Origin of the sequence: Streptosporangium sp. OZ121, assembly GCF_051918885.1 — a bacterium.
Lineage (GTDB): Bacteria > Actinomycetota > Actinomycetes > Streptosporangiales > Streptosporangiaceae > Streptosporangium.
Map to the genome: position 1 here is coordinate 131,856 of NZ_JBPXMC010000020.1, position 21,384 is coordinate 153,239.

General features: G+C 71.7%; 19 protein-coding genes. 3 read left to right on the top strand and 16 right to left on the bottom strand.

Annotation, left to right across the window (positions count from 1 at the left end; translation table 11 throughout):
- Positions 1–160: 160 nt before the first annotated feature.
- The 15 genes from ACTOQ1_RS29560 to ACTOQ1_RS29630 all read right to left on the bottom strand — a co-directional run bounded on the left by ACTOQ1_RS29560 (position 161) and on the right by ACTOQ1_RS29630 (position 16,494).
- Positions 161–403 (bottom strand): hypothetical protein, encoded by a 243-nt coding sequence (locus tag ACTOQ1_RS29560; RefSeq protein ID WP_440071239.1) that lies wholly within the window; start codon positions 401–403, stop codon positions 161–163.
- 167 nt (positions 404–570) lie between these two features.
- On the bottom strand, positions 571–1,452 hold the full coding sequence (locus ACTOQ1_RS29565; protein ID WP_440071240.1) for a helix-turn-helix domain-containing protein: 882 nt from the start codon (positions 1,450–1,452) through the stop codon (positions 571–573).
- Between the two features lie 689 nt (positions 1,453–2,141).
- Positions 2,142–3,089, bottom strand: a complete 948-nt coding sequence (locus tag ACTOQ1_RS29570; protein ID WP_362680216.1) for a sigma-70 family RNA polymerase sigma factor — start codon at positions 3,087–3,089, stop codon at positions 2,142–2,144.
- Between the two features lie 210 nt (positions 3,090–3,299).
- Positions 3,300–4,472 carry an imidazolonepropionase gene (gene hutI / locus ACTOQ1_RS29575; protein WP_440071241.1) on the bottom strand — a complete coding sequence of 391 codons (1,173 nt, stop codon included), beginning with the start codon at positions 4,470–4,472 and terminating at the stop codon, positions 3,300–3,302.
- Complete coding sequence (locus ACTOQ1_RS29580) at positions 4,469–5,830, bottom strand: formimidoylglutamate deiminase (protein ID WP_440071242.1); 1,362 nt, start codon at positions 5,828–5,830, stop codon at positions 4,469–4,471. Before ACTOQ1_RS29580 ends, hutI begins: the two co-directional genes overlap by 4 nt.
- The gene (locus ACTOQ1_RS29585; protein ID WP_440071271.1) at positions 5,818–6,981 is read right to left on the bottom strand and encodes an allantoate amidohydrolase; all 1,164 of its coding nucleotides are present in this window, start codon (positions 6,979–6,981) and stop codon (positions 5,818–5,820) included. The genes ACTOQ1_RS29580 and ACTOQ1_RS29585 overlap by 13 nt, the downstream gene beginning before the upstream one ends.
- A gap of 148 nt (positions 6,982–7,129) precedes the next feature.
- A complete protein-coding gene (locus ACTOQ1_RS29590; protein ID WP_440071243.1) occupies positions 7,130–7,816 on the bottom strand; it encodes an SDR family oxidoreductase in 687 nt (228 codons plus the stop codon).
- A gap of 129 nt (positions 7,817–7,945) precedes the next feature.
- On the bottom strand, positions 7,946–8,770 hold the full coding sequence (locus ACTOQ1_RS29595; RefSeq protein ID WP_440071244.1) for a MurR/RpiR family transcriptional regulator: 825 nt from the start codon (positions 8,768–8,770) through the stop codon (positions 7,946–7,948).
- Positions 8,771–9,101: 331 nt separating this feature from the next.
- A complete protein-coding gene (gene hutU / locus ACTOQ1_RS29600) occupies positions 9,102–10,757 on the bottom strand; it encodes a urocanate hydratase (RefSeq protein ID WP_440071245.1) in 1,656 nt (551 codons plus the stop codon).
- Positions 10,758–11,154: 397 nt separating this feature from the next.
- Complete coding sequence (locus ACTOQ1_RS29605) at positions 11,155–12,966, bottom strand: ABC transporter ATP-binding protein (RefSeq protein WP_440071246.1); 1,812 nt, start codon at positions 12,964–12,966, stop codon at positions 11,155–11,157.
- A 334-nt stretch (positions 12,967–13,300) separates the two neighbouring features.
- Positions 13,301–13,489 carry a hypothetical protein gene (locus tag ACTOQ1_RS29610; protein ID WP_440071247.1) on the bottom strand — a complete coding sequence of 63 codons (189 nt, stop codon included), beginning with the start codon at positions 13,487–13,489 and terminating at the stop codon, positions 13,301–13,303.
- A 130-nt stretch (positions 13,490–13,619) separates the two neighbouring features.
- A complete protein-coding gene (locus tag ACTOQ1_RS29615; RefSeq protein ID WP_362840868.1) occupies positions 13,620–14,306 on the bottom strand; it encodes a nucleotidyl transferase AbiEii/AbiGii toxin family protein in 687 nt (228 codons plus the stop codon).
- Positions 14,303–14,749: a hypothetical protein gene (locus tag ACTOQ1_RS29620; RefSeq protein WP_440071248.1), complete on the bottom strand. Its 447-nt coding sequence runs from the start codon at positions 14,747–14,749 to the stop codon at positions 14,303–14,305. The genes ACTOQ1_RS29615 and ACTOQ1_RS29620 overlap by 4 nt, the downstream gene beginning before the upstream one ends.
- A gap of 49 nt (positions 14,750–14,798) precedes the next feature.
- Positions 14,799–15,551, bottom strand: a complete 753-nt coding sequence (locus tag ACTOQ1_RS29625) for a hypothetical protein (protein WP_440071249.1) — start codon at positions 15,549–15,551, stop codon at positions 14,799–14,801.
- A 223-nt stretch (positions 15,552–15,774) separates the two neighbouring features.
- Positions 15,775–16,494 carry a FadR/GntR family transcriptional regulator gene (locus ACTOQ1_RS29630; protein ID WP_440071250.1) on the bottom strand — a complete coding sequence of 240 codons (720 nt, stop codon included), beginning with the start codon at positions 16,492–16,494 and terminating at the stop codon, positions 15,775–15,777.
- 87 nt (positions 16,495–16,581) lie between these two features.
- Between ACTOQ1_RS29630 and ACTOQ1_RS29635 the strand changes: the two genes are divergently transcribed.
- From ACTOQ1_RS29635 to ACTOQ1_RS29645, 3 genes are read left to right on the top strand one after another with little or no spacing between them, the layout of a single operon-like run.
- Positions 16,582–17,925: a glutamine synthetase family protein gene (locus ACTOQ1_RS29635; RefSeq protein ID WP_440071251.1), complete on the top strand. Its 1,344-nt coding sequence runs from the start codon at positions 16,582–16,584 to the stop codon at positions 17,923–17,925.
- A 2-nt stretch (positions 17,926–17,927) separates the two neighbouring features.
- A complete protein-coding gene (locus tag ACTOQ1_RS29640; protein ID WP_440071252.1) occupies positions 17,928–19,274 on the top strand; it encodes an aldehyde dehydrogenase family protein in 1,347 nt (448 codons plus the stop codon).
- Between the two features lie 5 nt (positions 19,275–19,279).
- Positions 19,280–20,044 carry a 3-oxoacyl-ACP reductase gene (locus ACTOQ1_RS29645; RefSeq protein ID WP_440071253.1) on the top strand — a complete coding sequence of 255 codons (765 nt, stop codon included), beginning with the start codon at positions 19,280–19,282 and terminating at the stop codon, positions 20,042–20,044.
- Between the two features lie 107 nt (positions 20,045–20,151).
- On the opposite strand, the gene ACTOQ1_RS29650 is transcribed toward ACTOQ1_RS29645, so the two are convergent.
- The gene (locus ACTOQ1_RS29650) at positions 20,152–21,171 is read right to left on the bottom strand and encodes a LacI family DNA-binding transcriptional regulator (protein ID WP_440071254.1); all 1,020 of its coding nucleotides are present in this window, start codon (positions 21,169–21,171) and stop codon (positions 20,152–20,154) included.
- Positions 21,172–21,384: the final 213 nt, after the last annotated feature.

Consider the following 21,384-nt stretch of genomic DNA (forward strand, 5'->3'; position numbering starts at 1 on the left):
GATCGCCAAAGTCTCCCGCGTGGCGACCCGGCCGGCGGCGATACCCGGCCAATCCATATACCACTAACATCCGATTTAGCCCAATTATCCCAGGGTTCACCAGGGCAACCTCGACGTGGCCATGAAACGCAACACAAAATAGTGAAAAAAGCCAGCCGGATCAGTTCACACCATTACGGATGGCCAGCGCGTGAAGCTCCGACGGGACCGGCCCCGCGCCGTACCGCGTCCCCGAGATCAACGTGGCCACCGCCGGGCGACAGATCTCCTGGGGGGCGGCCCGTTCCGCCGCGAGCAACGCGGTCACCGCCCGATCCCTGCGGCCGAACTGCTCCCAGGCGCGAGCCGTGTCGACACACCAGCGAGCATGACGTTCGGGGGTGGGAAGCAGGCGGTGGTTCACCCCACGGGCGTGATCGAGAGCGATCCCCGGCTCACCGAGGGCGGTATGGATGCCGACCCGGTACACCGCGACGTTCGCGGGCGTCGGGAGCCTCCCTCGCGACGTGGCCTCAGGAAGACGGCCCGCCGCCTGCTCCGCTTCCCCGATCAGATCAAGTGACTGCGCCCTCAGACCGTTCTGGGCACACGAGTAGGCGGCGGTGCACAGCAGAGCGGCATAGACCCGAAGCATCTGCGGCTCGGGAGCAGCGCCGTCCGCCCCCAGATCGAGCGCGGTACGCGTGAGCATGCCGACCGCTCCCTCAGACGCCCCTGGCGCCGCATGGCGATCGCCACGGCCCGGGACGCCCCGGCGACCGCGAACGGCTCCCCCGAGACGGTGGCCGTGGCGAGGGCCCTGTCGGCGGCCACCCAGGCCATGCCGTCCTGATTGAACTTGACCGCGAGTTCGCTGGTCAGCACGTAGGCATCCGCGAGACAGGCGTTCACCTGGTCGCGCTCCCGCCCTTCGACCTGGGCGAGGGTGGCCTGAGCCGTGGCCGCGACCCTGGGAAGCATGATCGACAGATCGTCGTACCGGCAGGCGTCGAATGTCGTACGCGCCACGTCCAGAACCGCGCGCAACTCGGTCATGGTGGCCGGAGTTCCGGCGGCGTCCGTGGTGAGGAACCGTTCGAGACGCTGAGCCATCGTCGCGGCGTCGGCCGCCTCCTGAGGTCCCGCGAGGAGGGCCGCCCCGGTCAGCCCGGCGAGAAACCGGCGTCGCTTCACGGCGTCATCCTCCCCTGCCAGGTGAGGTTCAACCAGGACGGGCGGGGATGACAGCCCCAGCCACGACGGCGGGATGTCGAGTACGCGGGCAAGGATGCGAAGCGTGGTCATGTCGTCCAGCGCCTGATGCCCGGTCTCCATCCGCGAAATCGTCGCGGCCGAGCAACCTGCCCGGCCACCGGGTTCCTGTTGCGTCAGACCCCGGGCACGCCGGGCGAGCCGTACCACTTTCCCGTAGTCGTGTGCGGCGACCGCGTCGCGCATCTGAGGCTGCGACATGTCATGCCTTCGCGTCTCCAACAGACGAGGAGAACGGCCGAGGTCTCATGACGGTGGCGGCCCTGGCCTCCGAAGTCGGGTACCGAGGCACCCAGGCCGTGGGCCACGTGGTGTGGGCGCAGTTCGACCTCACGTCACCGTGACGCGGTACGGCACCCCGCCCTGCGCTCCTTTCCGAGGTGGAGCTTCAGCTACGGCGCCCCACACCGAGCGCTCCCGTACGGATCGCTTCAGCCGCGCGGAGGACCTGGGCGGCCGGAGAGAACGCCACTACGGTCCGCACGCCGTACGGCGAGAACTCGTGCAGCGGAGGTGGGCGGGTGTTCCGGACGGCTTGAAAAGAGCCCGCAACCATCACACCCGCGCAGGCCGGAGGCCTGGATCACCGGAGCGCGACTGAGACGGCCGTCCGGAGCACCCGCCCACCGCAGCGTGAACGGCGACGGGACCCGTCACAACGCTGAAACCCACCGCAGCACAAACGGCGACGAGCCCGAACAGCAATGAAACCAACCCGATGAAACCAACCCGATGAAACCAACCACAGCATGAACGCCAACGAAACCCATCACAGTGAACCGTCCACAGCCCGAACAGCCACGGAACCGCCACAGCGACAGAACCCACCGCGAAACGCGTCAGAAAACCGATCCGGCACGGTCCAAACGGACCGTGCCGGATCGTGGGAATCAGGCGGCCGTGGCCATCTTCCGCAGCCGGGCCAGGGCGTCACGCTCGATCCGGCGGGCGCGGTCGCGGCCGATGCCGTAGCGCTCGCCGACCTCGGTCAGCGTGTGCTCGCGGCCGTCCATCAGGCCGTAGCGCCAGCGGAGCATCTCGCGGGTCTGCCCCTCCAGCCCGGTCAGCCACACCTCCAGGCGCTCGCGCTCCAGGATGTCCATCGCCTGCTGCTCGGGATCGGCCCACGTGTCGTCGGCGATCATGTCGCCGAGCTCGGTCTCGTCCTCGTCGCCCACTCCCAGTTGCAGGGAGACGGGGTCGGAGGCCCAGCGGCGGAGCTCACGGACCCGCTCGATGGGAAGTTCGAGCACCGTCGCCAGGTCGGCGTCGGTCGGCTCCTGGTCGAACTCGGCCAGCATGTCGCGGCGTACCCGCATCAGCCTGGTCATCTGCTCGCCCGCGTGGGTGGGCAGGCGCACCGGCCGGGCCTGCTCGTGGATGGCGCGCCCCACCGACTGCCTGATCCACCACGTGGCATATGTCGAGAACTTGTAACCGCGCCGATAGTCGAACTTCTCAACCGCGCGGACCAACCCCAGGTTTCCCTCCTGGACCAGATCGATCAGCGGCATTCCCCGCCCCGAATATTTGCGCGCGACGGCCACCACAAGACGTAGATTGGCCTGGATGAATTCATCCTTGGCCCTCCGCCCGGAAACGGCCAGTCGTTCGAGCTCCTCATCGGCCGCGTCCCCGATCCGCGGCTCCGTCAATCCACCCAACCCACCGTCCAGCAACTGCTCGGCGAAGAGACCCGCCTCGATCCGCTTGGCGAGTTCGACCTCTTCCTCCGCGGTGAGCAGGGGCACCCGTCCGATTTCTGCCAGGTAGGTCCCGAGCAGGTCTCGATCAGAGACATGCTGATCCTGCGTCCGATTCCCCGTCGGCCTTGCCATCCGATGGCACCTCGCTCCGCCTGCTTATGACGTGTCCACTCGCTCGCTTGACGCCCCGTGCGCGCAGCCACATCGCTTGTCTTTTCAACGGACGTGCCAGGGCAAAGATTCCCTCAAAAAGTACGCCTGGAGAATGGTTTGGATTTCCTCCTCAAGGAGGAGGTTTCCTGACGTGCCGCCAAGGCCCGCAACTAACCCCCGCAAAGAGGCTCAAACCAGGCGGCGGCCCCGCTTCCACACCTGCGTCACCAGCGGCACTCCCGGCCGGTAGGCGAGATGGACGTACGTGGGTGTGTCGAGAATCACCAGATCCCCGCTGCTTCCCACCCGCAGCGTGCCGACGTCCCCGCGGCGCAGCGCCCTGGCCCCGCCGTGCGTGGCGGCCCTGATCGCCTCCAGCGGCGTCATCCGCATCTCGCGGACCGCCAGCGCCACGCAGAACGGCATGGAGGAGGTGAAGGAGGAGCCCGGGTTGCAGTCGGTGGCCAGCGCGACCGTCACCCCGGCGTCCAGCAGGCGGCGGGCGTCCGGGTAGGGCGAGCGGGTGGAGAACTCCGCGCCGGGCAGCAGGGTGGCCACCACCCCCGACGACGACAGCGCCGAGACGTCGTCGTCGCTCAGGTGGGTGCAGTGGTCGGCGGAGGCCGCGCCCACCTCGGCGGCGATCCGCACCCCCGGCCCCTCGCCCAGCTGGTTGGCGTGGATCCGCGGCAGCAGCCCCGCCTTCACCCCGGCGAGGAGGATCTCCCTGCTCTGGTCGGCATCGAAGGCCCCGCGCTCGCAGAACACGTCGACCCACCGGGCGTGCGGCGCGCAGGCCTCCAGCATCTCCCCGGTGACGGTGCGGACGTACTCGTCGGCCGAGGATGCGTCGGGGGGGACGACGTGCGCGCCCAGGTAGGTGGTCTCCTCGGTGAACCCCCGCGCGATCTCCAGTGACCGGCGCTCGTCGTCGACCGTGAGGCCGTAGCCGCTCTTGATCTCGACCGTGGTCGTCCCCTGGGCGAGCATCTCGGCGACCAGGGTGGCGGTGCGCGTCACGAGCTCGGCGTCGGAGGCGGCGCGGGTGGCCGACACCGTCGTACGGATGCCTCCCGCCGTGTACGGGCGGCCCGCCATGCGGGCGGCGAACTCGGCCGTGCGGTCACCCGCGAAGACGAGGTGGGCGTGGCTGTCGACGAAGCCCGGGATCACGCAGCGCCCGTCCACGTCCACCCGCTCGTCGGCGCACGGAGCCGCACCGGCGGGTCCCACCCACACCACCTCGCCGCCCTCGACGACGAGCGCCGCGTTCTCGATCTCCTCCCGCGCCGGGTCGCCCGTGTAGAGCAGGCCGATGCGGTCGAAAAGGGTGCTCGTCACCGGCCGGTCCTCGCTCGTCATACCGACTTCTCCTCTCGCGCCTCGGCGATCGCCTCGGCGAGCATGGTGCCCACGTCGCCGAGGGCGTGCCTGCCGTCGACGACCACGTGGCGCCCGCCGGACACCACGGAGTGCACGTCGGCGGCCGTGGCGGCGAAGATCACGGTCTCGGCCAGGTGCGCCGGGGCGGCTCCGGCCGTGCGGACCGAGTCGAGGCGCACCGACACCAGGTCCGCCCACGCGCCGGGGACGAGCATGCCCGCGCAGGCGAAGCCGAGCGAGTCGTGCCCCGCGGCCGTGGCGGCGTTCAGGAGCTCGGCGGCCGACCAGTGGCCGCGCTGCTCGGTGGCCAGCCGCTCGTCCAGTTCGACCGCGCGGGCCTCCTCGAACAGGTCGACGACCGCGTGGCTGTCCGAGCCGAGCGTGATGGGCGCGCCCGCCTCGAACAGCCTCCTGGCCGGTCCGATGCCGTCGGCGAGGTCGCGTTCGGTCGTCGGGCACATGCACACGCGCGTGCCGGAGGCGCCGAGCAGCGCGACGTCCACGTCCGACAGGTGCGTGGCGTGCACGGCGGTCGAGCGGGGGCCGAGCGCGCCGTGCGCCTCCAGCAGCTGGACCGGGGTCGCGGCGTAGGCCTCCACGCAGGCGGCGTTCTCCGCGCGCTGCTCGGAGACGTGGGCGTGCAGCGGGACTCCGTGGTGCCGGGAGAACTCGGCGACCACGGGGATCTGCTCGGCCCTGACCGCGCGGACCGAGTGCACGGCCACGCCGATCTCCACGTCCCGCTCGCCCCGGTAGCCGGCCGCGAGCGCCTCCGCCCGCGCGGCCCACCCGTCGATGTCCCTGTCGCCGAACCGCCGCTGCACACCGCTCAGCGGGGTGCCGACGCCGCCGGTCAGGTAGCAGGCGTCCAGCAGCGCGATGCGCAGCCCCGCCTCCCGCGCGGCCTGGACGAGCGCGTGTCCCATGGCGTTCGGGTCGTCGTACGGCCTGCCGTCCGGCCCGTGGTGCAGGTAGTGGAACTCTCCCACGCAGGTGATCCCGGCCAGCGCCATCTCGGCGAACGTGGCCCTGGCGAGCCTGAGGTAGGAGTCGGGGCCGAGCCTGCCCGCCAGGCCGTACATCTGCTCACGCCAGGTCCAGAAGCTGCCCTTCTCCCGCTGCGTCACCCCGCGCAGGGCGCGGTGGAAGGCGTGGGAGTGCGCGTTGGCCAGCCCGGGGACGGTGAGCCCGGCCAGCCGGACGGCTCCGCCTGGCGGGGCCGCCACGCCGGTGACGATCTCGGCGATCAGGGTGTCCCTGACCCTGACGAGCACCCCCGCGACGACCTCGCCCGGCGGCAGCCAGGCCAGCTCGCACCAGTAGCTCAACTCGCGCACAGGTCCTCCACAACGGCGGCGAGGGCGGTGACCCCGGCATGGCAGTCGGCCCTGTCCGCGTGTTCCTCCGGAGAATGAGAGATGCCCGTTGGATTACGGACGAACACCATCGCACTGGGCACACCCGCGGACGCCAGGATGCCCGCGTCGTGTCCGGCGCCGGTCGGCAGGACGGGCGCGCCCCCGGCCGCGGCCGCGACCCGCTCCCGCAGGACCGCGTCGAAGTCGACGACCGGGGTCCACGACTCGACGGTCACCTCGGCGCCGGAGAAGTCGATCAGCTCGTCGACCAGCGCCCTGACCGCGTTCTCGTCGCCGCCCCTGGCGTCCAGCCAGGCACTGACCAGGCCGGGCACGGCGTTGGCGTTGTTGGGCGACACGCGCGTCTTGCCGAAGGTGGCGAGCACGCCGTTGCGCTCGGCGGCCTGGCGGGCGTGCAGGACGGTACGGGCGAAGGGCAGCATCGGGTCGTCGCGGTCGGCCAGGCGGGTGGTGCCCGCGTGGTTGGCCTGGCCGTGGAAGTCGAACCGCCAGCGGCCGTGCGGCCAGATGGCCGAGGCGACGCCGACCTGGGCGTCCCGGTGGACCAGGTCCTGTCCCTGCTCGACGTGGAGTTCGACGAAGACGCCGATGTGCCGCAGGGTCTCCTCGTCCCGGCCCAGCCCGCCGGGGTCGCGCCCGGCCCCGCGCAGCACCTCGGCCAGCGAGTCGCCCTCGTCGTCCTTCAGGGCGCGCGCCCTGTCCGGGTCGAGGATCCCGGTCAGCAGGCGCGATCCGACGCAGGGGACGCCGAACCGGGCGCCCTCCTCGTCGGTGAAGCAGGCGATTCCCAGCGGGCGTGCGGGCCGGAAGCCCCTGGCCCGCAGCAGGTCGAGAGCGGCGAAGGCCGACACGACGCCGAGCGGGCCGTCGAAGGCGCCGCCCTGCCGCACCGAGTCGAGGTGGCTGCCGGTGACCACGCCGGGCCGGGCCGACGGGTCGCCCCACCAGGCCCACAGGTTGCCGTTGCGGTCCTCTCTCAGGTCGAGGCCGCGCCTGGCGGCCTCCTGCCCGAACCATCGCCGAAGTTCCAGATCCGCGGGCGACCACGCGTCTCGCAGGTAGCCGCGGGTCCGGCCGTCACGTCCGAGGTGCTCTATGGCACCCCACATCTCGTCGAACACCCTCCCATTATGTGAATGGGTTCATTCATTGGCGAGCCCGCCGCACCTTCGGCCCGGTCGCATCCTCGGCCCGGTCACACCCTCTGCCTGGTCGCATCCTCGGCCCGGTCGCGCCCTCGGCCCGGTCGCGCCGCTCTCAGTTCGGGGGCCCGGCGGCGGGACGGACGGTGATCTCGGTGATGTGGGCGTCGGGGGACGCGGTCAGGGCCGTCAGCGCCACCCGGGCCACCGAGTCCGGGTCGAGGTAGTTCTCCGGCTGGTAGGGGCCGCCCTCGCTGGCCCGCACCTCGCGCTGCATGTCGGTGGCGACCCGCCCCGGGTAGATCGTGGTGACCTGGAGCTCGGGCTCCTCCAGGCGGAGCCCGTCGGCGAAGGCGCGCAGCGCGTGCTTGCTGGCCGAGTAGGAGATCCAGTTCGGGTTGGCCCGCTGCCCCGCCCCGGAGTTGATCAGCACCACGTGGCCGCGCGCCGCGCGGAGCGCGGGCAGCAGCAGCCGGGTCAGCTCGGCCACCGCGATTACGTTGATCTCCATCGTGCGCCGCCACACCTCGGCCGGGGTCTCCTCGACACGTCCCAGGGTCACCACGCCCGCGCTGTGCACCAGCACGTCGAGCCGGTCGATGCCGGCGACGTCGGCCTCCGTGACGGTGGTGAGCTCCACCGGCCAGGGCCGCGCGCCGGGCAGTTCGGGGATCATCCCGGCCAGCGCCTCGGTGTCGCGGCCACCGAGCAGCAGGTCGTGCGTGGGAGCCAGGGCGCGGGCGATCGCGGCGCCGACCCCTCTGGAGGCGCCGGTGACCAGCGCGGTAGGGCGTGCGGACATGACAATCACCCTACTCGGGCACTGATTCCCCACTCACCCCGCAACCACCTCACCCGGGACGAAACGTCTCCGGCCCGGGGCGCTCCGGCGTCACCGCCAGAACGTTCTCGCGCGGATGCCCTCGCGCCTTCAGTCGAGCTGCTCGGTGAAGACCCCGGCCTGGTCGGTCATCCGCTCGTACTCCTCCAGCCGGGCCTGCGTGCGCAGCGGTGCCGCGTCGGCCATGGCCTCCACCAGCACCATGGCCAGGGCCAGCGGCGCCGCGTGCGAGTCGAAGACCAGCCGCTCGCCTACGGGGGCGGCCAGCACCACGTCGGCCTCGAAGGGCACGTCCCGCCGGTCGGTGATCACCGCCGTACGCAGGCCGAGGTCGCGGGCGCCCCGCAGGGCCTGCACCGCCTCGGCCGGGTAACGGGGCAGGACCACCGCGACCAGCCAGCCGGCCCCCGCCCGGCGCGCGGCGTGCAACCCGTCGGCCAGCTCCGAGCCGCCGTGGGTCAGCAGGCGGACGTCGGGGTGGATCCGGCGCGCGAAGTAGGCGAACGTGGTCGCCAGCCCGCTCGACACCCGCAGGCCCAGCACCGGCAGGGGCTCGCAGCCGGCCAGGTTGGCACCCAGCTCCGCGAGGTCGGAGGGGTCGCTCAGCGTGTCGCGCACGCTCCGCAGGTTGTCGATCTCCACGTCGATCGCGGTCTGCAGGTCGTTGGCCCTCGACGGTTTCCTGCCGCCCACCACGAGGGGCCGCAGCGCCTGCCTGAGCTCGGGGTATCCCGCGAAACCGAGGACCACCGCGAACCTCGTCACCGACGGCTGGCTCACCCCGGCCCGGTCGGCCAGCTCCACGCTGGACAGGAAGACGGCCTCGGACAGGTGGTCGCCCAGGTAGCGCGCGATCCGCCGCTGGACGGGCGACAGCCGCCGCCCCTCCAGAAGCCGATCGAGTCCGTCACCCACGCCCCCTCCAACCGCTCGAAGGCCCACGCGATTCCCTCCCCCGTCCCGCCCCGATGTCGTTCATACACCCGTGCGGGAGGAAGCGAGCGCGCCCGGAGGAATCACGCCCCGGAATCGGGAGACGGCGCGGCGCACGGGAGCCGGGACGGGGGCCAGGACGCCGATCGGCACGGGACCAAGACGCGGATCGGGACGCGGATCGGGACGCGGACCGTACGGGCCAGGGCGCGGACCCGCACGGGGACCGGGACGCGGATCGACGCACGTACAGCCCGGTCACGACCCGCGTGCCCCCGGTCAGGCCCTGAGCCCGGTCAGGACCCGCGCCCGTTCACGACTCGCGCATCGGGATGCGCACGCCTCGCTCCTCGGCCACGGTGACGGCCTGGTCGTACCCGGCGTCGACGTGCCGGATGACCCCCGTGCCCGGGTCGTTGGTGAGGACCCGGTTGAGCTTCTCGGCACCGAGCCTGGTGCCGTCGGCCACGGTGACCTGCCCGGCGTGGATGGAACGGCCGATGCCGACGCCGCCGCCGTGGTGGATGGAGACCCACGCGGCGCCGGAGGCGACGTTGAGCATGGCGTTCAGCAGCGGCCAGTCGGCGATCGCGTCGGAGCCGTCGGCCATGCCCTCGGTCTCCCGGTACGGGCTCGCGACACTGCCGCAGTCGAGGTGGTCGCGGCCGATCACCAGAGGGGCCTCGATCTCCCCCGAGGCCACCATGTCGTTGAACCGCTCCCCGGCCAGGTGACGCTCGCCGTACCCGAGCCAGCAGATGCGGGCGGGCAGTCCCTGGAAGTGGACCTTCTCCCCGGCCAGCCGGATCCACCTGGCGAGCGGCTCGTTGTCGGGGAACAGCTCCAGGATCGCGCGGTCGGTCTTGGCGATGTCGGAGGCGGCGCCGGACAGCGCGGCCCAGCGGAACGGGCCCTTGCCCTCGGAGAACAACGGCCGGATGTAGGCGGGCACGAAACCGGGGAAGTCGAACGCGCGGGTGTAGCCCGCGAGCTGGGCCTCACCCCGGATCGAGTTGCCGTAGTCGAAGACCTCGGCTCCGGCGTCCTGGAAACCGACCATGGCCTCCACGTGGGCGGCCATGGCCTCGCGGGCCCTGCGGGTGAAGCCCGCCGGGTCCTTCTCCCGCTCGTCGGCCATGTCCTCGAAGGCCACGCCGACCGGCAGGTACATCAGCGGGTCGTGGGCGGACGTCTGGTCGGTGACGACGTCGATCTCGGCGCCCCTGCGCAGCAGCTCGGGCACGACCTCGGCCGCGTTGCCCTCGACGCCGATGCTCAGCGGCCTGCGCTGGTCGCGGGCCTCGTACGCCAGGCGCAGCGCCTCGCCGAGGTCGGCGGCGCGGACGTCCAGATAGCGGTGCTCGATCCGCCGGTCGATCGACCTGGGGTCGCAGTCGACGCAGATCGCCACGCCGCCGTTCATGGTCACGGCCAGCGGCTGGGCGCCGCCCATGCCGCCGAGCCCGGCGGTCAGCGTGATCGTCCCGGCGAGGCTCCCGCCGAACCGCTTGGCGGCCACGGCCCCGAAGGTCTCGTAGGTGCCCTGCAGGATGCCCTGGGTGCCGATGTAGATCCAGGAGCCGGCCGTCATCTGCCCGTACATGGTCAGCCCGGCGGCCTCCAGGCGCCGGAACTCCTCCCAGTTGGCCCAGTCGGGCACCAGGTTGGAGTTGGCGATGAGCACCCGGGGGGCCCACTCGTGGGTGCGGAACACCCCGACGGGGCGGCCCGACTGCACCAGCAGCGTCTCGTCGCCCTCCAGGGTGGTCAGGGTACGGGTGATCGCGTCGAAGGAGCGCCAGTCGCGGGCGGCCTTGCCCGAGCCGCCGTAGACGACGAGCTGTTCCGGATGCTCGGCGACCTCGGGATCGAGATTGTTCTGGATCATGCGGAGCGCCGCCTCCTGCGGCCACCCCTTGGCGGTGAGCGTGGTACCGCGCGGCGCGCGCACGATCCGGCTGCCGGACATGCCCGACCTCCCCCTCAGGAATGAATGAACGTATTCATATTTGGTCACCCGGAGGCTACAGGTCAACCCGGAAAAGGGGGTGCCGCGGGCAGCACGCCCGCGACACCCCGGTGGTGGCCGTAACGATCGTCACGCCCCGGTCCTCGTCCCGCACGGACGGGATCGGGTGATCGAAATGCGGCGAGCGCCCGATGGGCGCTCCGATGCGAAGGAGAGGCTTCGCACAGGCGGGGATTCCCGATTCACCGGACAGCGAATCAGCCCCCCGGCCCACTGTCCGAATTATTCCTTTATGAGCGATATGAATTTACGCAACCGAGCCAGTGAGCGCAGGAGCAGGTGGGCAACGGGGACCGCGGCCGGTGGCTCCGGCGGAGGCCGGAACCGGGGTGCGACCCTAGGTGGGCAGCAGGAACTGGGTGGTGGCCAGCTCGCGGTAGAGGGCGTCGTCGGCGAGCAGCTCGTCGTGGGTGCCCACGGCCCGCACCCGGCCCGCCTCCATCACCACGATCCGGTCGGCCCCCGCCACGGTGGAGAGGCGATGGGCGATCACCAGCACGGTCGTCTCCGCCGCCACCTCCGCGATCACCTCGCGGAGCCGCAGCTCGTTGACCGCGTCGAGCTGGGAGGTGGCCTCGTCGAGCAGCAGGAGCCGGGGGCTGCGCAGCAGGGCGCGGGCGATGGCGACCCGCTGGCGCTCACCGCCGGAGAGCATGATCCCCCGATGGCCGACCCGGGTCTCCAGCCCCTCGGGAAGCCGGGAGACCAGGTCCTCCAGCCGGGTGCGGGCGAGGACCCGCCAGATGTCGGCCTCGTCCACGCCCGGCGCGGCGAAGACGAGGTTCTCCCTGAGCGTCCCGTCCAGCACCGGCGCGTCCTGCTCGACGTAGCCGAGGCAGGCGCGCAGCTCGGCGAGCGGCCAGTCCGCGATGTCGCGGCCGTCGATCGTGATCGTCCCCGCCTGCTGCTCGTAGAACCGCTCCAGCAGGGCGAAGACCGTGGACTTGCCCGCCCCCGAGGGCCCCACCAGGGCGGTCAGCCCGCCCGCGAGCACCTCGAAGGAGACGCCGTCGTGGACGACCGGCCTGTCGTCGCCGTAGCGGAAGGCGACGCCCTCGAAGACGACCCCGGCCGGGGCCCTGCCGACCTCGTACACCGCACTGTCCGCCGCCTCGGCGGGCAGCTCCTCGATCTCGCGGATCCGCTTCACCGCGGCCAGGCCGTTCTGCACCTGGGTGAACCCGTTGACCAGCTGGCCGATGGGGGCGACCAGGTAGAACAGGTACAGCAGGAAGGCGATCAGCGAGGAGACCTCCAGCGAGCCCGAGGAGACCCGCGCACCTCCCACCCCGAGCACGGCCACGAAGGCCAGCTGCGCGGACACCCACGCCGAGACACCGGCGATCGAGGTCAGCCACGCGACGGCGATCCCGCGGTCGCGCGCCTCGCGGGCCGCCTCGCCCACCGCGGCGATCTCCCGCTCCTCGGCGCCGCTGGCCTTGACCGTGCGGAACGCCTGGAGCACCCGGTCGAGGACCGCGCCCATCTCACCGACCGCGACCTGCGCCTGCATCGAGGCGCGCTGGATGCGGGGCATGATCAGGCTGACGAACCCGCCGACCACGACCAGCACTCCCAGCGTGATGAGCAGCAGCACCCCGTCGATGACCGCCATCATCACCACGGCGCCCACGAGCATGAACAGCGAGCTGACCGTCTCGACCACGCCGCTGGTGAACACCGCCCGCAGCAGCGTGGTGTCGGAGGTCACCCGGGACATCAGGTCACCCGGCTTGAGCCGGTCGACCTCGGACACCCGCAGCCGCAGCATCCGGTCGACCAGGGTACGGCGGGCGGAGAAGACGATGCCCTCGCCCATCCGTTCCAGCACGTAACCGCCCAGCGCGCCGATGGCCGCGCCCAGGAGCACGGCGGCGGTCAGGCCGAGCACCGGGCCGAGCAGGGAGCGCTGCTCGCCGAAGGCGTCGATGACCGCCTTGGCCAGGAGCGGCATCGCCAGCCCGGCCAGCGAGCCGACGAGGCTGAGCACCCCGCCCAGCAGCAGCGCTCTGCGGTGGGGCCTGATGTACGCGACCAGCAACCGCCAGGACGCGGTCTCGGGCCGCGCCTCCCCCTGCCCCGTGTCGTCCCTGTCCCCCGACCCGGTGTCCCCCGGCCCCGTGTCCCCCGGCACTGTTTCGTCCGGCAATGCGACCCCCGGCAATGTCATCCTCTCCGAAGCGACGTGGACGGCCTCCGGCCGCTTTTCCTGTCTACCGCGCATGAGCCCATCTCGAGCGTCTCGCCCTGTTTCGTCGGCAAAAAACCGATGCCGTCAACATAAGTTGACGGCATCGGCGTTGTCAATCCAGGTTGACCTCAAGGGGTGCACGAAATGCAGGCGACGGGGAGCCCGCGCGGTCGCGGGAGGGTCGAGGGGCGCCTCGGGGCGGTCCGGTCACATGCCGGTGTCCCGCCGATGCGGAGCCGGCTCCGAGGAGCCCATCGGCGGGACACCGGTGGCCGGTGTGGCCGTGCGGGGGTCAGCGGCGGCGGGCGCCGTACTCCTTGCGCATCTCCGCGACGGTGTCCAGGATCTCGTCCTGGGTCTTCAGAAGCTTCGCCTCGGCCTCCTCGGTCCTGGCCTCGGCCATCTTCCGGCGGTCGCCCGTCCGGCCGGCGAGCTTCAGCTTGGCCCTGGCCTTCATTTCGCGCAGGTTGAGCTTCTCCATGAGACCCATGATCAGCACCCTTCAGCAGAGAGGACCGTCAACTGCCCGGCGGGCGTCCGAGTATGCGTCACAGGAGTCTTCCCGTCCCTCTCGGGCCCCCGGCCTCACCACCGGCCCGCTTCCGGCTTCCTCAGTCGGGGTCGGGGACGTCGTCGTATTCGACGTCGCCCTCCTCGGCGCGGCGCAGGCCGATGTCCTCCACCCAGGCGCAGGCGAACCGGCGGATCTCCATGATCTGCTCGCCGTCCACGCCGTAGGCCTCGAAGTCCTCGTCGGCGATCAGGTCGACGAACTCCAGCCGCATCACCAGCTCGGCGAGCGAGAACTCCTCGTTGTGCAGGCGGGCGAGGTGTTCGAGCTCGCGGAAGCCGTACAGGTGGGAGACCGAGGCGATGTCGATGACGTCGCGGGCGAGGCTGCGCTCGTGCAGGGCCCGCATCTTCAGGCCGACCGCGTCGTCCAGGGAGACGACGGAGACGTCGCCGACGATCACGGGCTGCCGCTGGAACGCCTCCCTGAGCAGGTCGAACTCGCAGCTCTGCTCGGTCACCGGGTCGCTGACCACGAGACGGCCCATCCGGGGCGTCACCTCCGTCAGGGTGACCTCCAGCCCGGCCTCCCTGAACGCCTCGGCCATTCCCTCGGCGACCTCGGGCAGCGGCGTCTCCGCGGCGGTGGCGAAGTCGAGGTCGTTGCTCGGGCGTTCGGTGAGGCCGTGCGCGTTCATCGCGTAACCGCCCGCCAGGACCAGCCCGAACCGGGTGCAGGCGGGCAGCGCGGCCTCCAGCATCCGCTGCTGGAAGGGAGGCAGGATCATCGTTCCCACCCCGGCGTCACGGCGCCCGCCCCGGTGTCACGGCCCGCCGCGGTTTCCCGTACGGCGTCACGCCCGCCCCCGGTCCCCGTCCCGGCGTCACGGCCCGCGCCGGCGTCGGCGTCGGGCCGCCACCCCAGGGCGGCGATCTTGGTTTCCCAGGCCCTCCGGTAACTCGGCCCGATGCCCCGGCGCAGGGTCGGCCAGTCGGCCACGAGGAGCTCGGCGTTCAGATACGACTCGGCGTCGGACCGGCCGCCGCCGGTGATGACCGTGCGGTAGAGGCTCATCCGCAGCAGCGGGTTCACCAGGTCGAACTCGGTGAGCCCGGACCAGCCGAGGTGCACGGGCAGGGCGACCGTCCCCGTCGCCGGGCCGCGCAGGTCGGCCAGCGATTCGGGGACGCGCTGCTCCACGCCGTCCCATCGGGACGGAAGCGTACTCACGTCCCCCAGTATGCCCGCCGTTCGCCCGAGGTCCACGGGGCGCGCGGGCTCAGAGGCGGGAACGGCGGCGGGTGGAGGGAAGGTCGTGGCGGCCGGAGAGGAACTCCTGGAAGGCGATCTTGCCGCGGATCACCGGGCGGCGCCAGCGCTCCTCGCGGCCCTCGGCCCTGGCCATCTTGCGGGGCTGCGGGCGCCGGGAGTCCGGCGCGAAGAACCAGTGTGCCCAGGGCGATCCCGGGCGGGCCAGCCGCACCGCGCCGGGCACCAGGAGGATCGGGACGAACAGTCCGGCGAGACCCGTCCAGATCTTGCCCTTGAGCAGCGTGATCACGGCGAGCGCGAGGTTGGTCACGATGAAACCGATCGTCAGCAACGTGCCGCGGGGTTCGCTGTCGTAGTCCTCCCAGCCGAGGGGGCGCAGGCCGAGCAGGAGCAGGGCGGTGATCGCGACGGCGATGAACACGGCGTCGACCGACGCGCGCCCCTCCTCCTCCCAGTAGACGTCGTGCAGGTGCAGGATCAGCGCGAACTCGTCCAGGATCAGGGCGGCTCCGGCGCCGAAGACGGCGGCCGTCACCGCGTACCAGCCCTCGGAGACGCCCGAGACGACGAGACCGGACACCCCGCCGAGCAGGGTCAGCACCACCCCGAAGACCACGTGGTGGATGTGCATCTCACCGACGTTGACGTTGCCGAACCAGCCGATCTTGGCCCGGATGAGCCGGACGTTGATCCTGGTGAGCAGGAAGACGACGATCAGCGCGACGAAGAAACAGAACAGCGGCAGCCGTCCTGTCTCCATGATTCGCTCTCGGAACAAATCCCCCACCGTCCCCCCAGGCTATGCGAGAGAGGCCTCCCGGCAGGCACGGGAGCCACGACGGCACGGCGGTTTCCCGGGCGGCCGCGCGAGGCACGGGCCTTCGCACGAGTTCGTACGAGTTCGTACGAGGAGGCACGGGCGCCCGTCGCGAGGCCTGGGCGTCCGCGCGAGGCACAGGCACCCGCGCGAGGCACGCCGCGCGTCAGGTGAGGAACCCGCGCAGCAGCGCCGCGGTCCCCTCGAGGTGCTCGGCCACGGCGCGGCGCGCGCCCTCCGGGTCCCCGGCCAGGACGGCCGTCACGATCGCCTGGTGCTGGACCGCGGCGTGCTCGATGTTGCGCTGGAGCACCGGGATGGCGTTGAGCAGGTCGGCGACCCGGAGCCTGGCGTCGGCGCAGGCCCCGGCGAGCAGGGCGGAGCCGGTCAGTTCGGCGATGGCGAGGTGGAAGGCCGTGTCCAGGCGGCGGTAGTCGTCGGGCCCGGCCGAGTTGACCTCGCGCAGCCTCTCCCGCAGGGCCTCGCGCCGCTCCCCGGTCAGCGGGGCGGTGGCGAGCACCTGGGCCGCGCCGCACTCGACCGCCATCCTGAAGGTGAGCGCGTCGGACAGGTCGTCGGTGCCCATGTCGGCCACGGCCCTGCGCAGGTCGTCCCGGTGCGGGCGGGGCGGGTCGTAGGTGAGGAAGGCGCCGCCGTACCGGCCGCGGCGCACCTCCAGGTAGCCCGCGTCCTGCAGCTCGCGGATGGCCTCGCGCAGGGTGACCCTGCTGATGCCGAGCTGGGCGGCGAGCTCCCGCTCGGGCGGCAGTTTCTCGGCCACCAGCCCCAGTTTGATGACCTGGAGCAGGCGCTCCACGGTCTCCTCGAACGCGTTGCCCGCGCGCACCGGCCGCAGCACGGCGGTCAATCGCGACACCTCGTCCAATTATCCCCTCCGGCCCTTGACAAGGCTCCCCCCGCTACACGTCAATGGTCTGACACTAGCCCAATAGGACCCCGACGAGGAGGGCATGTGGACGTCACCGAGCTCCACGACGAGGTGCGGGCAGGGCGGATCGACACCGTGCTGCTGGCGGTCGTCGACATGCAGGGGCGCCTCCAGGGGAAACGCCTGTCGGGGCGCTACTTCCTGGAGGAGGTGCTGCGGCACGCCTCCGAGGGCTGCAACTACCTGCTCGCGGTGGACGTCGACATGAACACGGTCGACGGGTACGCCATGTCGTCGTGGGAGCACGGATACGGCGATTTCGTTATGAAACCCGACATGTCCACTCTGCGCCGCGTGCCGTGGCAGGAGGGGACGGCCCTGGTGATGGCCGACCTGGTCTGGGAGGACGGCTCCGACGTGACCGCCTCGCCGCGCCAGATTCTGCGCCGGCAGCTCGCCCGGCTGGACGAGCGGGGCTGGGGCGCCTTCGTCGGGACCGAGCTGGAGTTCGTCGTCTTCGGCGACACCTACGAGGACGCCTGGCGCCGTGGCTACCGCGACCTGACGCCCGCCAACCTCTACAACGTCGACTACTCGCTCCTCGGCACCGCCCGGGTCGAGCCGCTGCTGCGCAGGATCAGGCTCGGCATGGAGGGCGCGGGCATGTACGTCGAGTCGGCCAAGGGCGAGTGCAACCTCGGCCAGCACGAGATCGCCTTCCGTTTCGGCGAGGCCCTGTCCAGCTGCGACAACCACTCGATCTACAAGAACGGCGCCAAGGAGATCGCCTCCCAGGAGGGCATGGCGATCACCTTCATGGCCAAGCCGAACCAGCGCGAGGGCAACTCCTGTCACATCCACATCTCGCTGCGGGACGCGGCCGGGGAGCCGGTCATGGCCGGTCCCGGGGCCCACGGCCTGTCGGCCGTGGGACGGCACTTCATCGCCGGGCAGATCGCGCTGATGCGCGAGCTGACCCTGCTGTACGCGCCCAACATCAACTCCTACAAGCGGTACGTGCCGGGCAGCTTCGCCCCCACCGCGGTCAAGTGGGGCGTGGACAACAGGACGTGCGCGCTGCGCCTGGTCGGCCACGGCCCCTCGCTGCGGATCGAGAACCGGGTGCCCGGCGGCGACGTCAACCCCTACCTCGCGGTCTCGGCGCTCGTCGCGGCCGGGCTGCACGGCATCGAGAACGAGCTGCCGCTCGAGGACGCGTTCACGGGGAACGCCTACTCGTCCGGCGCGGAGACCGTGCCGAGTACGCTGCGGGACGCGCTGGAGCTCTGGGAGGACTCCGAGTTCGCGACGGCCGCCTTCGGCGAGGACGTCGTGGCGCACTACGCGAACAACGCCCGGGTCGAGCTGGCCGCCTTCGACGCGGCGGTGACCGACTGGGAGCTTTTCCGGGGATTCGAACGGATGTGAACATGAAGATCATCAACCCGGCGACGGAAGAGGTCGTCGCCGAGGTCGAGATGGCGGACGCCGCCGAGACCGACCGGGCCGTGGAGCGTGCCAGGCGGGCCTTCGCGACCTGGCGGAACGTCGGCCCGGGAGACCGGGCCCGGCTGCTGCGCCGTTTCGCCTCGCTGGTGCGCGAGCACGCGGAGGAACTGGCCCTGCTGGAGGTCGCCAACTCCGGGCACACGATCGGCAACGCCCGCTGGGAGGCGGGCAACGTCGCCGACGTGCTCGACTTCTACGCGGGGGCGCCCGAGCGCGACCACGGCCTGCAGATCCCGGTGCCCGGCGGGCTGGACGTCACCTTCAAGGAGCCGCTGGGCGTCGTCGGCGTGATCGTGCCGTGGAACTTCCCGATGGTCATCATGACCTGGGGGGCGGCCCCGGCGCTGGCCGCGGGCAACACCGTGATCGTCAAGCCCGCCGAGTGGACGCCGCTGACCGCGCTGCGGGTGGCCGAGCTGGCCCTGGCCGCCGGTCTGCCCGAGGGGGTGTTCCAGGTGCTGCCCGGGGCCGGGGAGGTGGCGGGCGCCCGGCTGGTCGAGCACCCCGGCGTGGCGAAGATCGTGTTCACCGGTTCGACCGAGGTCGGCAAGGAGATCGCCGCCACCTGCGCCGGGCAGGTCAAGCGCCTCACCCTGGAGCTGGGCGGCAAGAGCGCCAACGTGGTCTTCGCCGACGCCGACCTGGAGAGGGCGGCGGCGACCGCGCCGTACGCGGTCTTCGACAACGCGGGCCAGGACTGCTGCGCGCGCTCCCGGATCCTGGTCGAGCGCTCGGTCCACGACGAGTTCCTGGCCCGGTTCGGGGAGGCGGTGCTGGGTGTCAGGGTCGGCGACCCCCGTGACGAGGCCACCGAGATGGGCCCGCTGATCAGCGCCGAGCACCGGGACCGGGTGGCCTCCTTCGTCACCGAACCGCCCCACCTTCAGGGCGCGTGCCCGCCGGGGCCGGGGTTCTGGTTCCCCGCGACGGTCCTGACGCCCCGGTCGGCGGACGACCGGGCGTTCACCGAGGAGATCTTCGGACCGGTGGTGTCGGTGGTGCCGTTCGACGACGAGGCGGACGCCGTGCGGATCGCCAACGACACCCCGTACGGCCTGAGCGGGTCCATCTGGACCCGCGACGTCGGCCGGGCGCTGCGGGTGGCCAGAGCGGTCGAGGCGGGCAACCTCAGCGTCAACTCCCATTCGAGCGTCCGCTACTGGACCCCGTTCGGCGGTTTCAAGCAGTCGGGCCTCGGCCGCGAGCTGGGCCCCGACGCCCTGTCAGCGTTCACCGAGATCAAGAACGTCTTCATTTCCGAGGAGTAGTAGCGATGCTGCGTTTGCAGGACCGGGTCGCCGTCATCACCGGCGCCGGAAGCGGGATCGGCCTGGCCACCGCGCGCCGGTTCGCCGAGGAGGGCGCCCGCGTCGTGTGCGTGGACCTGGACGAGAAGACCGGTGCGGCGGCCGCCGGCGAGGTCGGCGGGCTGTTCGTGCGGGCCGACGTGACCAGCGAGGACGACGTCGCCCGCGCGTTCCAGGCCGCGTTCGACACCTACGGCAGCGTGGACATCGCGTTCAACAACGCGGGCATCTCGCCGCCGGACGACGACTCGATCCTGGAGACCGGCATCGACGCCTGGCGCCGGGTCCAGGAGGTCAACCTCACCTCGGTCTACCTGTGCTGCAAGCACGCCATCCCGTACATGCGGCGGCAGGGCAAGGGATCGATCATCAACACGGCGTCGTTCGTGGCCGTGATGGGGTCGGCGACCAGCCAGATCTCCTACACCGCGTCCAAGGGCGGGGTGCTGGCCATGTCGCGCGAGCTGGGCGTGCAGTTCGCCCGCGAGGGCATCCGGGTGAACGCCCTGTGCCCGGGGCCGGTGAACACTCCGCTGCTGCGGGAGCTGTTCGCCAAGGACCCCGAGCGGGCGCAGCGCCGCCTGGTGCACATCCCGGTGGGCCGGTTCGCCGAGGCGTCCGAGATCGCCGCCGCGGTGGCGTTCCTCGCCTCGGACGACGCCAGTTTCATCACCGGCTCGGAGTTCCTGGTGGACGGCGGCATCTCCGGCGCGTACGTCACCCCGTTCTGACGCCCGTCACCGGCATCCCCGGCACGCCCACGCCGTCCGCCACCCCGTTGCGACGCCCGTCACCGGCGTCCCGGCACGCCCGTGCCGTCACGGGGTGGCGGCGTCGGTCACCGGCGTCCCGGCACGCCCGTGCTGCCCCGCGGCGTGAGCCGGGCCGTCTCGGTCCGGACGCCGGTGACGTGCTCACCGGCGATCAGCGCCAGCAGGCTCCGCGCGGCCTGCGCCCCGGAGTGGGGGATGTCCCGGCCGAGAGCGGTCAGGGCCGGTCGTACCACCTGGGAGAGGGGCGAGTCGTCCCAGGCCACGAGGGACAGGTCCGCGGGCACCTCCAGCCGCATCTCCTGCGCGACGGAAAGCCCGGCGACGGCCATGATGTCGTTGTCGTAGACGATCGCCGTCGGCCGGTTCGCGCCGCTGACCAGCCGCCGCGTGGCCCGCGCGCCCTCCTCGCCGGTGTAGTCCGTGTGCACGATGGAGTGACCGGCCAGGCCGAGCTCGTCGCACGCGGCGGTGAAGGCCTGATCGCGCAGGGCGGTGTGCACCAGCGCGGGCAGCCCGGCGACCCTGGCGATCCGGCGGTGGCCGAGTGCGGCGAGATACTCCACCGTCTCCCGCATGGCCGCACCGTCGTCGGACCAGACGGCGGCGAGCGAGCCCGTCTCCGACGGATGGCCGATCACCACGGCCGGCAGGTCCAGCTCCTCGATCTCGGGGATGCGCGGGTCGGCGAAGTGCAGGTCGACCAGGATGATGCCGTCGACGCGGCCCTCTCCCCACCACCTGCGGTAAACCTCCGCCTCCTGCGCGTGGCCGGTCACCACCTGCAGGAGCAGGGCGTAGGAGCGGGCCGACAGCTCGCTCTCGATGCCGCTGATCAGCTCCATGAAGAACGGTTCCATCCCCAGGACCCGCGCCGGGCGGCACAGGGTCAGGCCGACGGCGCGGGCCCGTGCCCCGTTGAGCGCGCGCGCCGCGCTGTTGGGCTGCCAGCCGATCTCCCTGGCGATGGCCTTGATGGTGTTCCTTCTCGCCTCCGACACGCCCGGCCGGTCGTTCAGCGCGTAGGAGACCGCGACCTTGGACACCCCCGCGCGACGAGCGATGTCGGCGATCGTCGGTCGCTTCACGAGACCCCCACCTGAACCGGTTATTCGACGCGTTTCCGCTGCGCACCCTACTACGCTCCTCTCGATCTCCCACGTCCTCCATGGCGGCCGGTGACCCGCCGTGATCGCCGGGGCACGGCGGAACGCCCGCGCCCGCGGCGACACCGGCGGCGGTGACTTCGCCGCCTCCTCGCCGCCTCCCCGGCGGCGGATTCGCTTAACCACTTAATTCCC